Source organism: Pontibacter virosus, assembly GCF_003096355.1.
Taxonomy (GTDB): Bacteria; Bacteroidota; Bacteroidia; order Cytophagales; family Hymenobacteraceae; genus Pontibacter; species Pontibacter virosus.
Genome location: NZ_QEKI01000003.1, coordinates 106,412 through 119,979, shown reverse-complemented (window position 1 = coordinate 119,979; position 13,568 = coordinate 106,412). Strand labels below are relative to the sequence as shown.

The window sequence follows — 13,568 nt, the reverse complement described above, 5'->3', positions numbered from 1 at the left end:
ATGCATACCCCGAAAAAAAACAGAACCATGTCTACAACCGATACAAAACTAGGCTTAAGAGAGAATGCACAGCAGTTCTGGCTACTGGTGCTGATCAACGGTTTTGTGGGTGCCATGGTCGGGCTGGAGCGCTCTGTAATCCCTGAGTTTGCCGAAACGGTTTTCGGCATCAGCGGACACACGGCGCTTCTGTCGTTTATTGTGGCTTTTGGTCTGGCCAAATCATTTGCCAACATGATGATGGGACGGCTCACGCTCCGCTTCACCCGCAAGCAATTGCTACTGATTGGCTGGCTCTTCGCCTTGCCGGTGCCCTGGCTCCTGCTTTACGCCAACAACTGGTGGTGGGTGATCTTTGCGAACCTGCTATTAGGTATAAACCAGGGACTGGCCTGGTCTGCCACGGTGGTCATGAAGATTGACCTGGTTGGCGAGAAAAACCGCGGGCTGGCCATGGGCATCAACGAATTTGCCGGCTACCTGGCCGTTGGTTTGGTTGCGTTCCTGGCCGGTTACATCGCCTCCTCAACCGGTGAAGTGACCTATGCCTTTATTCCAGGTATAGCTTTCTCCATCATCGGTCTGTTTTTAACCTGGCTGTTTGTGCGCGACACGCATGCGCATGTCAAAACAGAAACGGCACAGACTACGATACCGCTCCTGCGCAACGTCTGGAAAGACACTACCTGGCGGCATGCCAATCTGGGCTCGGTGACACTGAGTGGTTTTGTAAATAACATGAACGACGGCATCCTGTGGGGCTTGCTGCCAGTGCTGCTGATGAGCAAGGGTTATACCTTGCAGCAAGTCGGTTTGCTGGCAGGCATCTACCCGGCGGTGTGGGGCCTTGGACAATTGGTAACGGGCAAGCTGGGCGACGTGCTTTGCAAAAAACAGTTGCTGAGCCTGGGAATGATGCTACAGGGTATAGCCATTGGTGTGCTCTTCTTCAGCCAGGCCTATGCGGTCGTAATCGCAGCTCTGGTGCTATTGGGAGCCGGTACAGCGCTGGTATACCCGAACTTCCTGTCGGTTGTAGCCGAAAACACGCACCCGGAGCAGCGCCCGCAGAGCCTGGGTATTTTCCGCTTCTGGCGCGACTTCGGCTATGTGGCAGGTGCCGTGGCAGCGGGTGTTTTCAGCGATCTCTTTGGCGTGGAATTTGTACTGTTGGGCACGGCCATCCTAACCGTTGGCGCCGGTATACTTTCTGAAATACGCATGTGCTGCACCAAAAAGCTTTTGTGGCACAGTCAGGAATGTGGGATTGGATTGGCTACCCAAACTTAAACTAGTAAATTTACGAGAACATTGGTTGTCTATACCCGCTGGTAAAACATAAACTATGAAGCACACGCTGCTCCTTCTTTTAAGCACTATGCTACTTCTCTTCACATTGGCTCAACCCAATAAGTCAGTGAATGGATTTGCTTGTGCGCTTAAAAGTGAGTTGAAAGCGGCGGATGCTCACAAAAAACTGAAGCGCCCCTGCGCCAAAAAATGCCTGAAGCATCAGACCCATTCTGAGCGAAAGAACGCTGCCAATGTCACGATCGACTGCGGTCAGCAGCTATATGCTGTGGTGGCCGATGCTCAGTCTGATTTATTTTCCACTTCTTCTGCCGGACAGCAGTTTAGGTCTGTTGTCAAGCTTAATTACCTGTCGCCTAACTTAGGCGCCGACCCTGACCCACCGCAATTTTCTTAACATACCGAATGCACTATGCTGACACAGCCAACCAGATACCAGGCATGCACCTATTGCTATACCTGCCGGGCTGTGCCTTATGCGACATGTCAAGGCAATAGGCATCCCCTATCCTGTTGCGTCGATCATTTAAAGAAAATAAGCGATTTTATGGAAAATAATCTTTTGCAAAAACTATCATTCCTGGTGCTCCGCATCATGGGTAGCCTGATCTTTATCATGGCAGGTTTCAATCATTTACTTCAGACTGCCGGCGCTGCTGCCCGCCTCGAAAAAGCTCCTTTTGCCCATCTGGCTAGTTGGATAGCGCCTGCCGAAACCCTGATCATCTTATCAGGCGTCGGCTTGCTGATTGGCGGCTCTATGCTGCTGGCCGGGTTTAAAACGAGACTGGCCGCTGCTTTACTGCTGGCTATCTTGATTCCGATCACCCTCACCGTGCAGGTTGGCGCCGAAGGCTCCGGCCCTTTGTTCAAGAACATCGCCCTGATCGGGATGCTCCTGTTTTTCATTGTGAATGGTGCCGTTCACTATGGTCTGGACCAAACTTTTTTTCAAAACAAACAGATGAAATCAACTCTTAAGAATAAAATATCCGGTAACTATGTTGCCGTGCTGGCAGTTGGTCTGCTAATGTTCCTTGGCTCCTGCGCCACCGGCACGACAGCTGCTCAAAGTACTCCAGCAACTACAACTGCTGCAGAGGTTGGCGGCAAAAAATACGCTGTGCTGATTAGTCAGCCCAACCACCTGAAGGCCGCTGTGAACACAGCTGAAACGATTACGAAGGAAAGTCGCTACCAGCGGGAAAGCTTTGTGGTGATGGCCTGCGGCAAGTCCGTGGAAGCTTTTGTGAAGGGCAGTAACATGGCCCAGGAGTTCGATAAAGGCAAAGCGGCCGGCATCACCTACCGGGTATGTGGCATGTCGCTCAAGCAGTTTAACATCGACGCCAGTACGCTGGTAGATTGTGTAGAAGTGATTCCCAACGGCCTAACCTATATGTTCGACCTGCAGGAACAAGGCTATACTACTGTGGAGTTATAAGCTTGAGACAACAAAGCGTAATATCAGAAGTGACTGAATAAAATTGATCTAACTGATTCGCTAAAACCGGATCCAATTAAACATACTATCATGGATAAGAATAAATTTTCAATCAAAAACATACCTGGCTGGGTTATCACGCTTGGCATTTTCGGCATCCTATACCTGACGGGTCTGCATACCGAGGCCATCGGGCAGGTACAGCGTATTTTGCTGGCAACAGGTATAAAAAATGCAGACGTTCCGGCCATTGATGAAGTTGTCGCCGCAACAGAAACAACAGCCTATGAAACTGCCGGAGCACCCATGGCCGGCGCCGGTTTCAAAATGGTGGACATGAGCGGCAAAACCGTATCATTCGAAAGTCTGAAAGGCAAAGTGGTCTTCCTCAACATCTGGGCTACCTGGTGTCCGCCTTGTATCGCTGAGATGCCGAACATCCACAGCCTGTATAAGAAAATGGACCCGAACAAGGTAGCATTCGTGATGCTGTCGGTGGACGAGGGCGGCATGGCCAAGGTGAAAAAGTTTATTGACAAGAAGGGCTATACCTTCCCGGTCTACATGCCGGCCAGCCAGTTTCCGCAGGAGTTTTACAGCACTGCTATACCTACCACGTTCATCATCTCGCCTGAAGGCAAGATCGTAGCCAAGCAGGAAGGTATGGCCGAATACGATACCAAAGAAGTGCGTGAGTTCCTGGAGGGACTCGCAAAATAAAATACCTTATCAAGCTGGTTGACACATTGTCTTCCAGCTTGATTTTAGTTCTACCGGTATCAATTGAAAACACTACCGGACTTGTGTTAAAGTACACCATCCTGTTCTTTGATACTATATTTTAACATTCCCTTTAGCTGCTTGTTATGAAACTTAGACTGGTCCTTTTTATCCTATTAACCATACTGGCTGTTCCTTTTGCCTCCGCTCAAAAGCAACCGAACAAAAAGGCAGCTGCTACAAAAGCGGAGCAAACTAAGTCGCGTCGCATCGTGTACGATATGGCCGAAGGCGAAACGGCAAAACACACAGGTTTGATGCGACAACTTAACAACATCAAACGTGGCTGGCCTGACGCGCAGATTGAAGTGGTGGTGCATGGCAAGGCGCTGAGCTTATTGGTGACCGATAAAACAACACAGGCTCCTGCCATTAAGGCATTGCAGGAAAAAGGGGTTAATTTTGTGGCCTGCGAAAACACCATGCGAATGCAGAAAGTGGAGAAAGATCAGCTGTTGCCTGGTGTGCCAACTGTGCCGATGGGTATAGGCGAGATCATTACAAAACAAGACGAAGGTTGGGGCTACATCAAGTTTTAAGTTGTTAGGACCAGCACAGCTGCATGGAAAAATACTGGAACATCTTTACGAGCTCTTTTACAGACTACGGCAACTACCTGTGGCGTGAATTGCTGCACCCAAGCTGGGGCAACTATTTCTACTGGCTACTGGGACTGTCACTACTTTTCTGGCTGCTGGAAGTCGTGCTGCCGTGGCGAAAGGGCCAGCCTGTCATCCGGCAGGATTTCTGGCTCGACGGCTTCTACATGTTCTTCAATTTTTTCCTGTTCTCGTTGGTTGGTTTCAATGCCATTTCCAATATCGGTGTAGAGGCTTTCAATGATTTTCTGGACTTGTTCGGCATCCAGAATTTAGTCGCTTTTGAGATACAATCCTGGCCAGTATGGGCGCAACTGCTCACGCTTTTTGTGCTGCGCGATTTTATTCAGTGGAACGTGCACCGCCTCCTGCACCGCTCCGATTACCTGTGGCGCTTCCACAAGGTACACCACTCAGTACAGCAGATGGGTTTTGCGGCACACCTGCGTTTCCACTGGGGTGAAACAGTGGTCTACCGAACCATCGAGTACATCCCGCTGGCCATGATAGGCTTCGGCATTCAGGACTTCTTCCTGGTCCACATCTTCGCCACCGCCATCGGCCATTTCAACCACTCCAACCTGCACATTCCGCTGGGCCCGCTGCGCTATCTGTTCAACAATCCGCAAATGCATATCTGGCACCACGCCAGGCACATGCCGCACCGCTACGGTGCGAACTATGGCATTAGCCTAAGTGTGTGGGACTACTTATTCGGCACCGCTTACATGCCGGAAGACGGACGTGATATCGAACTCGGTTTCGAGGAAGTAGAAGCTTATCCGAAGTCATTTCTGGAGCAACAAGTATATCCATTTCGGGAACGCATTTCTATACCTAATCCACAGGTAGTTTCGCAGGAAGAGCGGGAGTCTATACCTGCTGAAGAAGTGAGTCAGTTGAATTAGGTTTGTACACTGTTAGATTGAATCTTTTGCATGGCGCGAGCGTCCTCGCTCATGTCTGCTATGGTGGGGCCTCTGGCCCAGGTATAGGTATAGGGCTTATTATACCGCAAGATTAGCGTTAGCGCAACTTGTGGTGACACATAGGGCCAATTTGCAACTGGCGTAGTGGCTATTGCAGGTATAGCAAATGTATTGTATTATAGCTTGCCCTAGCCGGGCGGGCCTCACTTTTTTCCTTGATGAAAATCGAGGGCCCCTACCCCCAACACAAAATCGTCGCTGGTGCACCGGGCACAGCTTTCTGCTTCGTAGTGAGAGTGCAAGTTAGTCTTGCTATACCTGCCAGCAGTAGTTCTCAACAGTGCCTAGACCTCCGAACTGGTAGTAGCCAAAGCTCCCCTCCTTGGATAAGGAGGGGCAGGGGTGGTTGGACCCGGTATAGCATGAGAGATCTGCCGCAGCTACTACGCTTCTAACCCGGTAGTGGCAATAGCAGGAATTTTCCTCTGGGAGTAGGGGTCCTCGATAAAGAGAGGTGCAGGGGTGTGTTATAGCAACTGCATGTCCTCCCTTCAACCAAGATCCTTCCAGGATGACAGTTAGGAATGCGGTAGCAACAAAAACTCCCCTCATGTTTGGGGGTAGGGGCCCTCTTTAAAAGGAGGAGTCGGGAGAGGTAATTAAGTCGCCAGGAGCATGACAATCGTGCACTAAAATCCTGTGAATCTTTTAATCCTGAAAATCCTGATTCAGACAAACACAATTCTCACAAATCAATCCACCCCTACAAATCTTGAAGTCATGCTGATTTTTGTTAACTTGTTAACTCCCAAACGCTCAAACTCCTAAGCTTCCCCCATGCAACACCACGAAGTTCAATCGGAAGACAAAATTCTTTTCTTCAAGAAAGAGTACATCTCGGAGTTTGTGTATGGCGGTATAGACGGGGCTATTACCACCTTTGCCGTAGTGGCGGGCGCTGAGGGAGCCAATCTGGGGATAGCGGTTGTGATCATCCTCGGGCTGGCTAACCTGATTGCCGATGGCTTCTCCATGTCGGTCGGCAACTACTTCTCCACCAAAGCTTCGCGCGACAATTTTGATAGGCACAAAGCGCGCGAGTACTGGGAAGTGGAGCACCTGGGTGAAACGGAGAAACAGGAAATCAGGGAGATTTACGAGGCCAAAGGCTTCAAAGGCGATTTACTGAACCAGGTAGTCGAGGTCATCACCGCAGACAAAGACGTGTGGGTGGATACTATGATGAAAGAAGAACTGGAGATGACCAAAGACGGCAAGACGCCCATCAAAACGGCTTCGGTTACTTTCATCAGCTTTATCATAGTAGGCTCCATTCCCTTGCTGGCCTACATCTTTGCCGGGCTCGATTCAGGTATAGATGGCGCAGAACTTTTCCTCTATTCGAGTGTGCTTACTGGTATAGCCATGACGATTGTCGGTGCTCTTAAAAGCATTGTGACTGAGCGGAATATCCTGGCAGGTATAGCCGAAACACTGCTGCTTGGCGGCATGGCCGCTATGCTGGCCTATTTTGTGGGTGATGTGCTCGAAAAGGTGTTTATGTAGTCGCTTTACCTGAAATGAAAAGTCACACAACCTAAGCAGATTGTGTGACTTTTTTCATCGGAACAGATTCTATTTACTCTCTGACAATCTTCAGTTCACCCATATTCTCTGGCATAGTAACCGTCTTCTTTTCTTTCAGCTTTTCGATGATGAATTCCGTCAGAGGCTTCTCTGTTTTGTTGATGTTTTGGCCCTTCCCTATTTCGTCGAAGTTATGCAGGCCGGTTAGCAAGCCGTTGTGCGTGACTACTTTAAATGATGCAGCATCGCTTACGGGCGTGTTGCCAATCTGCATGTTGCTGATCCGCTGCCCTACAGGCTTGGTCAGGTCCATCTGGTAGGCTATACCTGTCGTTTGAATCAGGCCTCCGACAGCGTCCAGTTTATTATCTGGTTTCAGGTTCTTAGCGGCTTGCTCCAGGGTTTGCCGGAGTTGCTTGCCCGTCATCTGCAGGGTAACGATTTTGGAAGGATGTGGAAGCAGTTTGTATACCTCTTCGCTGGTGACAGGTCCGGGTTTAAACGAAATACCGTAACCCACACCCGGCATGATCGCAACATCGCCTTTATAACCTTCCAGCAGCAGGTTGCCAACTAGTTTATCAAAGGGGCTCTCCGATTTATACTGTCTGCCAATTACATCAAGGCTCTCTACTACCTTCTCTTGCAATTTAGCCAGGTGAGGTTTTCTCAATTCATCCACCAAGGCTTGCACTTCCGGATCGGGTTGCCACTCATCATGCCAGAGCCAGTGGTAGTGGTCCTTCACATCCACCAGTTTGTTCCCTGAAATGACGAGTTCCGTATCGCCTAAGACAGCAGCATCTGACATGGCCTGCACCACATAGGTTTGCCCGATCTTCCTGCGCGGCTCGATGATGTCGTGGCTGTGTGCCCCAATGATCAAGTCAATTCCATCTACTTCGCGGGCCATCTTCTCATCCACCGCCGTACCTTCATGTGATAAGACTACGACCACATCTACCTGTTCGCGAAGTTTTGGCACATACTGTTGCGCTACCTCCTGCCCGGTACTGAAACGAAGCCCTTTCACATTATCCGGGTTGCCGGTCTTGGGTGTGTTACGATAGCCGAGAGTCAGGATGGCAATTTTGACACCTTGTTTCTCAAATAGGACAAAGGGTTCACCAAAGATCGGTTGTTGTGTTTTCTCGTCTATGATGTTGGCGGCCCGCATCGGGAAGTTGGCTATTTCCGCCAGTTCACGGGTTCTTTCCAGGCCATAGTCAAAGTCGTGGTTACCGAGTGCCATCAGGTCGTACTCAACCGAGTTCATCAATCGGATCATGGCCTCCCCTCTTGTCAGGCTGCCCAACTGGTCGTCACTGAAGGTATCGCCGCCATCAAGCAGCAACACGTTCTCTGCCCCCTTTTCCTGCCGCACTTTTTTAACAGCAGCTGACAGATAGGCAAAGCCCCCAATCTCTGCTTCTTTAACGAACGTGATCAAGGTATCCCGGCCTGCATCACCGGTTTGCGCCGTGGCGTTATCAACCGTTGTCCGAAAAGGCATGTAAGAGCCATGCATGTCGTTCGTATGCAGGAGTGTAATGGTTTTATGATCTCCTTCTGCCATATCAGTCGCTTCAGTGGTGGTTTCAATTGTGGAAGATGTACAGGCACTCGCCATTAAAAACGGTGTCAATAGCACGGGTATCAGGTGCTTTCTTTTTAGTAGCATGTTGGTAAAGGTTTAGGTAAAAGCATTCTCTTAGCTTTATGAAATAACACATTGATTTACACGGCGCTGAAAGTGCCCAGCAGCCTGATATCAACCGGGGAGTGTTTCTGCAGGTATAGCTTCATGGCCTTAATTGCTTTTATACCTGTCGTCTCACGCTGCGTTCCGTACTTTTCAGGAACGCCCTGTTCGGTTACGAAAGCAGCCTTATACCTGCGCTGCGGGTCCAGTTCCTCGCCGTTTATAAAAAGCTTTTGAATGCGGTTGCCTTTTGGAGCCTCGATCTTAATGAAAGCTTTCAAGCCCAGACTGCGCTTCACAAAACCGCCCAACTGGTTATAGGCATCCGGTGCAAAGGTCTTTTCCAGGTTTTCTTCCAGCATCTTCAGCAATTCTTCACCGCTAATGCTGACCGTTTGCACAGGCGGGTTCATCGGAATGATATTGTAGAGGTCGTTCAGGGTGATGGGGCCGGGCACAATGGGAGCACCGTAGCGCCAGCCATTGGAGAAGGCCAGTTCAGCACCCGTTGCCTCGAGCATGCTTTGTAGCAGAAAATTGTCCATCGTTGATTCCAGAATGGTATTGCGGTCGAGGGCCACTTTGGTTGCTCCAACCTGCTGACTCAATTCTTCCCGGAAAGGCTCTATAGCTTCCTCCACCAATTCCTTCACCTGCTCGTCCTCCGGCAATAGTTCGGATACCTCTACTAACTCATGTTCAAATTGCGTGATCTTTCCATTCTCTAAAGTCAGGTCCAGCCTGCCCAGGAAAGAGCCGTGACAGCCGGATTCTATGACAAGGGTGTTGCCTTGCCTGGCTGGTATGGATGTGCGGTAATGCGTGTGACTACTGAGGCAAACATCTACCCCTTCCACTTCCGAAAGCAGCTTCATGTTCTGCGGAAAGCCTAAGTGTGAGATCAGCACGATCAGGTCAGTTTTATCTATTTCTCTCAGGTTCTGAATGTAACCAGGCAGCTCTTCATTGCCGAGGGTAAACCTGAGCCCATCACTAAAGTGCGGCGGCATGGTCTTGTCCACGATGTTGCAGGCTATACCTACTATACCTACTTTCAGTCCATTTACCTCCTGCACGATATAAGGCTTGTAGACGAGGTCTCCGGTCTGCTTGTCATAAATATTGATGGCTAGCATCGGGTAGTTTAGTTGCGACGTAAGCTTTTTGAATTGCGCTGGTCCGTAGGCAAACTCCCAGTGGGCCGTCATGGCGGCGAGGCCCAGCGCGTTCAAAACCCGAAGCATCACTTCGCCTTTGGTGTCCACAGCCGGATAAGTACCATGAAAGGTGTCGCCGCAGTCGAGGGCCAGTACTGCACCGTTTTGCGCTTTGCGCAGTTGTTGCAGGTAACCGGCTATGCGGGCAAATCCGCCTGCGCTGCGGTATACCTGGCCACCTTTTTCCCAGAACATTTCCTGGTGCGGCTCCAGGTAGGCGTGACTGTCATTGAGCTGTAGTAGCGTGAGTTTTGTTTTCTTTTTCATAGATAATTAGTTGATACATTCAAGTTGTGAGGCTTCCTCCGCCACAAGTTTCAAATAGCAGGTATAAAATTTTTCTTCCTGTGACTTTTGTCACACTATTGCTATTTTACTTTCTCCACATTTGTATGACAGTACTGTAGATTAGACACTTATACCTTATAAACAGAACGCCCGTTTGAAGCAACTCCTTAAAATATGGTCCCTGCTGATGTTATTTGTACATCTCTCCTCGCTGGCTTTCGTTAGCTTTTTGCCAGGAGCTCACGCGGGGGTGTCCATCAAAAAGGTGTGCCTTCGACAGCAAGCCCAGTCTAAGGTTGCATCATCAGAACTGAACTCAGTTGATTTCAAGCACCCGGTAGCGGTCGACGCCGATAGTACCGAACAACCGAAGGGAGAGGCTGAAATCCGGCTTTGCAATGTGAAGCTCTTCTGTACTCCTGCCAGCACTCCTGCTGGCTTTATCCCACCACGTACTCTGTACCAGGAGCCTGGCTATATGGCCTTTGCTTACTACTCCCAAACCACCCCGACTGAACCAGACCCACCCCGGTTCGGCTGATTACTGAGCTTATATAGAGCCAATAACGCGCACTAAACCTGATAAAAATGATTCGGATAATTTCCTTCGGATCATAAACCTAATTCACTCTTCCGGATTTAAACTTTCCCTGACTAACTGCTAAAGGCAGTGGGAGAAGAAAGTGCCGATGTTCTAAACAGACTGTCTGGGAACAAGCGTATCCGGGAGCGCATCCAATTCAACTTGTGATTAACAGCTGTTTCACGAAAGGGTCTAATCAAATGCTTATACCCTTCTGAATCCACTCAAAAAATTATTACCGCACCATGAAAACCAATTTCAAACGATTAATACTATCCGCCATACCCATCCTGGGTCTTACCTTTGCATCCTCCTGCCAGTCCAGCAATACCGAGGAGGCACGAACTACGGAAGAAGACGGCATTGAAACCATCACCATCCTGCAAACAGCCGACATTCACGGACAGCTGTTGCCGCACCAGGAAATGTTTGTCGAAAACGGGGAGTTCGTGTTCAAAGAGCGCGGCGGAGTGGCCAATATCCAAACCATTTTCAAGCAGGTGAAAGCCGGGAACCCGGGCGGTACCGTGATCGTGGACGGCGGCGATCTGATACAGGGCAGTGCTGTAGCCGCACTGTCAGAAGGAGCCGTGTTTGGCCCCGTGATCAGTGCCATGGATTACGATTTCCTGATTCCGGGCAACTGGGAGGTGATCTTCGGTAGCCAGAAAATGCAGGACGTGCTGGCTTCTTATGGCAAGCCGGTAGTCTGCGCCAACATCTACAACGAGGCTAACTCCGATATGCTCTACCCTCCCTACATCGTAAAAGAATTAAAAGGCGTAAAACTCGGCTTTATTTCTTACAACGACCCTGAAGTACCCATTCGCCAGAACCCTTCTTTCAGCAAAGGACTGATCTTCAAACAACTGGAAGACAACATCGAGCCCCTTATCAAAGAGTTGAAAGAAGAGCAGGGCGTGGATATCCTGTTCCTGGTGACCCACCTCGGCATCTCCAAGCAGCTATACCTGGCCGACCAGGAGCAGATCAAAGGCGTTGACTTCATCCTGGGCAACGACACCCATGAGCGCATCCGCAAGCCTTTGCAGGGCAAGTATGCGCAGGTAGTAGAGCCGGGTGCCTTCGCCTCTTTTGTGGGCCGCCTCGACCTGGACGTGAAGGACGGAAAAATTGTAGGCCAGCGCTACGAACTGATTGACGTGGACCCGGCCGTATACCCGGCTGACCCAATAGTGCAGCGTGTGGTGGAAGAGCAGATGGCTCCTTACAAACAGGAGATGGACCAGGTGCTGGGCTATACCTCCGAACCGCTTTACCGTTACCTGGTCGTAGAAAATGCCATGGATAACATGATCACCGACGCCCTGCGCTGGAAGACCGGTGCTGATATCGCTTTCTCTAACGGCTTCCGTTTCAGCACGCCGATCGTGCCTGGCGCCGACGGTAAAGCGCCGATTACCGTGAGCGATGTATGGAACATGCTGCCCGTGAACGAAAATGCCAAAGTAGGCAAAGCGACCGGTCAGCAGATACAGGACTGGATGGAAAAAGAGTTGCACAATGTATTTGCCGAGAAGCCGCTGGAGCGTTTCGGTGGCTGGGTGGTGCGCTTCTCCGGTATGGAAATGACCTTCAAGGCCAATGCGCCAAAAGGACAACGGGTGCAATCGATCACGGTAGGTGGCAAGCCGCTGGACCTGAACAAAGAGTATACCCTGGCCGCCTGTTTGCGCAGAGGCGAACCGGACCACATGCTCTGCCGCCTGCCCAACGCCAAAGACCCGAAAGTGCTCGACTACACAGTGCATGATGTAATAGCCGAATACCTGAAGCACCATGGCACGGTAGCACCGAAGATCGATGGCCGCGCCAAGGCCCTCGACCTCGAAGATCCGGTGCTGTCGCAGCTGCCAAACGTAGACTATACCTTCAGATAAATCAGCAAGAGCGGGAAATTAAATTTTCCGCTCTTTTTTTTGCAGGTGACTTATGTCACTTACTTACAAGGTATAACCAGCTAACTTGATTTCATCTCACCTTAAACATTTGTGCTCCTATGAATCTGAATCAAGAAAGTGAAGTGATCAGCTTCCTGCTGAAAATTTCCAACGTCGTAGGTTTAAGTGCTGTTGCCGTCATGCTGATGCTGGGCATTGTCATGTTCCTGGAACTCACCGGCACCAAGATCAATTTTCCTGCCCTCACCGAATCCGCGCCACCGGCTTCGGCTCCTACAGTAACCACGCCGCCAGAAGAGGAAATGTGGCGCGCTCCTGACCTTGCAGCACTACCTGCCACACCCGAAGGCGATCAGATCCGGTACGGCCGCGAACTCGTGGCGCATACCGCAGAGTACCTGGGTCCGGAAGGTAGCGTGCTGCAGATCGCCAATGGTTTGAACTGTCAGAACTGTCACCTCGACGCCGGCACCAAACCTTTTGGCAACAACTACTCGCTTGTGGCCTCCACCTACCCCAAGCTCCGGGCACGCTCCGGCACAGAAGAGGACGTGGTAAAGCGTGTCTCCGACTGCTTCGAGCGGAGCCTCAACGGCGAAGCTCCCAAACCGGAATCAGCTGAAATGCAGGCCATGGTAGTTTACATCAAATGGGTGGGAAAAGACGTGCCAAAAGGCGATACACCAAAGGGTACCGGGTTAATTGACCTGGAGTACCTGGATCGGGCGGCTAGTCCGGAACTAGGCAAAGCCGTGTATGTGCAGCAGTGCCAGGTATGCCACGGGGACAACGGACAGGGCTTGAAAGCAGCTGGCAATTCCGAATACACCTACCCACCGCTGTGGGGAGAGGACAGCTACAACGACGGCGCTGGTCTGTACCGCGTGTCCACCTTCGCCCGCTACGTGAAAGCCAACATGCCCCTCGGCGCTACGCACGACAATCCAATACTGACAAACGAAGAGGCCTGGGACCTGGCCGCTTACATCAACTCCATGCCCCGCCCGAAAAAAGACATCAGCAAAGACTGGCCGGATATCTCCAGGAAACCAGTTGACCACCCCTTTGGCCCCTACACCGATGGGTTCAGCGAAAACCAGCACAAGTATGGACCTTACAAACCCATCTTAGCAGCCCGAAAAAAGTAATCGTGTATTTCCATAGAAAGGCCTGCTCTACTGGAGCAGGCTTTTTGGTTTTTAAGAT

At 50.5% G+C, this 13,568-nt stretch carries 12 protein-coding genes; 10 read left to right on the top strand and 2 right to left on the bottom strand.

Annotation, left to right across the window (positions count from 1 at the left end; all coding sequences use genetic code 11):
• Positions 1 to 27: 27 nt before the first annotated feature.
• From C8E01_RS05785 to C8E01_RS05755, 7 genes are all read left to right on the top strand, one after another.
• Positions 28 to 1,290, top strand: a complete 1,263-nt coding sequence (locus C8E01_RS05785) for an MFS transporter (protein ID WP_116542417.1) — start codon at positions 28 to 30, stop codon at positions 1,288 to 1,290.
• Between the two features lie 55 nt (positions 1,291 to 1,345).
• Positions 1,346 to 1,708, top strand: coding sequence for a hypothetical protein (locus C8E01_RS05780; RefSeq protein WP_116542416.1), 363 nt, complete (start codon positions 1,346 to 1,348; stop codon positions 1,706 to 1,708).
• Positions 1,709 to 1,858: 150 nt separating this feature from the next.
• Positions 1,859 to 2,755, top strand: a complete 897-nt coding sequence (locus C8E01_RS05775) for a DoxX family membrane protein (protein WP_116542415.1) — start codon at positions 1,859 to 1,861, stop codon at positions 2,753 to 2,755.
• Positions 2,756 to 2,845: 90 nt separating this feature from the next.
• On the top strand, positions 2,846 to 3,475 hold the full coding sequence (locus tag C8E01_RS05770) for a TlpA disulfide reductase family protein (protein ID WP_116542414.1): 630 nt from the start codon (positions 2,846 to 2,848) through the stop codon (positions 3,473 to 3,475).
• 146 nt (positions 3,476 to 3,621) lie between these two features.
• The gene (locus C8E01_RS05765; protein ID WP_116542413.1) at positions 3,622 to 4,074 is read left to right on the top strand and encodes a DsrE family protein; all 453 of its coding nucleotides are present in this window, start codon (positions 3,622 to 3,624) and stop codon (positions 4,072 to 4,074) included.
• A 23-nt stretch (positions 4,075 to 4,097) separates the two neighbouring features.
• Positions 4,098 to 5,042 (top strand): sterol desaturase family protein, encoded by a 945-nt coding sequence (locus C8E01_RS05760; protein WP_116542412.1) that lies wholly within the window; start codon positions 4,098 to 4,100, stop codon positions 5,040 to 5,042.
• 858 nt (positions 5,043 to 5,900) lie between these two features.
• Complete coding sequence (locus C8E01_RS05755) at positions 5,901 to 6,629, top strand: VIT1/CCC1 transporter family protein (RefSeq protein WP_116542411.1); 729 nt, start codon at positions 5,901 to 5,903, stop codon at positions 6,627 to 6,629.
• Positions 6,630 to 6,702: 73 nt separating this feature from the next.
• On the opposite strand, the gene C8E01_RS05750 is transcribed toward C8E01_RS05755, so the two are convergent.
• Complete coding sequence (locus C8E01_RS05750; RefSeq protein ID WP_116542410.1) at positions 6,703 to 8,331, bottom strand: bifunctional metallophosphatase/5'-nucleotidase; 1,629 nt, start codon at positions 8,329 to 8,331, stop codon at positions 6,703 to 6,705.
• 56 nt (positions 8,332 to 8,387) lie between these two features.
• On the bottom strand, positions 8,388 to 9,836 hold the full coding sequence (locus tag C8E01_RS05745; RefSeq protein WP_243409445.1) for a bifunctional metallophosphatase/5'-nucleotidase: 1,449 nt from the start codon (positions 9,834 to 9,836) through the stop codon (positions 8,388 to 8,390).
• 208 nt (positions 9,837 to 10,044) lie between these two features.
• Here C8E01_RS05745 and C8E01_RS05740 point away from each other — a divergent pair, with 208 nt between their 5' ends.
• From C8E01_RS05740 to C8E01_RS05730, 3 genes are all read left to right on the top strand, one after another.
• Positions 10,045 to 10,398, top strand: a complete 354-nt coding sequence (locus C8E01_RS05740; protein WP_133242730.1) for a hypothetical protein — start codon at positions 10,045 to 10,047, stop codon at positions 10,396 to 10,398.
• A gap of 287 nt (positions 10,399 to 10,685) precedes the next feature.
• Complete coding sequence (locus C8E01_RS05735) at positions 10,686 to 12,341, top strand: bifunctional metallophosphatase/5'-nucleotidase (protein WP_116542408.1); 1,656 nt, start codon at positions 10,686 to 10,688, stop codon at positions 12,339 to 12,341.
• Between the two features lie 119 nt (positions 12,342 to 12,460).
• Complete coding sequence (locus tag C8E01_RS05730) at positions 12,461 to 13,510, top strand: c-type cytochrome (RefSeq protein ID WP_116542407.1); 1,050 nt, start codon at positions 12,461 to 12,463, stop codon at positions 13,508 to 13,510.
• The last annotated feature ends 58 nt before the right edge of the window (positions 13,511 to 13,568 follow it).

Bases quoted from the DNA above. Each gene is read 5' to 3' on its own strand.
- C8E01_RS05785 (WP_116542417.1), top strand. From the start codon at position 28: ATGTCTACAACCGATACAAAACTAGGCTTAAGAGAGAATGCACAGCAG.
- C8E01_RS05780 (WP_116542416.1), top strand. From the start codon at position 1,346: ATGAAGCACACGCTGCTCCTTCTTTTAAGCACTATGCTACTTCTCTTC.
- C8E01_RS05775 (WP_116542415.1), top strand. From the start codon at position 1,859: ATGGAAAATAATCTTTTGCAAAAACTATCATTCCTGGTGCTCCGCATC.
- C8E01_RS05770 (WP_116542414.1), top strand. From the start codon at position 2,846: ATGGATAAGAATAAATTTTCAATCAAAAACATACCTGGCTGGGTTATC.
- C8E01_RS05765 (WP_116542413.1), top strand. From the start codon at position 3,622: ATGAAACTTAGACTGGTCCTTTTTATCCTATTAACCATACTGGCTGTT.
- C8E01_RS05760 (WP_116542412.1), top strand. From the start codon at position 4,098: ATGGAAAAATACTGGAACATCTTTACGAGCTCTTTTACAGACTACGGC.
- C8E01_RS05755 (WP_116542411.1), top strand. From the start codon at position 5,901: ATGCAACACCACGAAGTTCAATCGGAAGACAAAATTCTTTTCTTCAAG.
- C8E01_RS05750 (WP_116542410.1), bottom strand. From the start codon at position 8,331: ATGCTACTAAAAAGAAAGCACCTGATACCCGTGCTATTGACACCGTTT.
- C8E01_RS05745 (WP_243409445.1), bottom strand. From the start codon at position 9,836: ATGAAAAAGAAAACAAAACTCACGCTACTACAGCTCAATGACAGTCAC.
- C8E01_RS05740 (WP_133242730.1), top strand. From the start codon at position 10,045: ATGTTATTTGTACATCTCTCCTCGCTGGCTTTCGTTAGCTTTTTGCCA.
- C8E01_RS05735 (WP_116542408.1), top strand. From the start codon at position 10,686: ATGAAAACCAATTTCAAACGATTAATACTATCCGCCATACCCATCCTG.
- C8E01_RS05730 (WP_116542407.1), top strand. From the start codon at position 12,461: ATGAATCTGAATCAAGAAAGTGAAGTGATCAGCTTCCTGCTGAAAATT.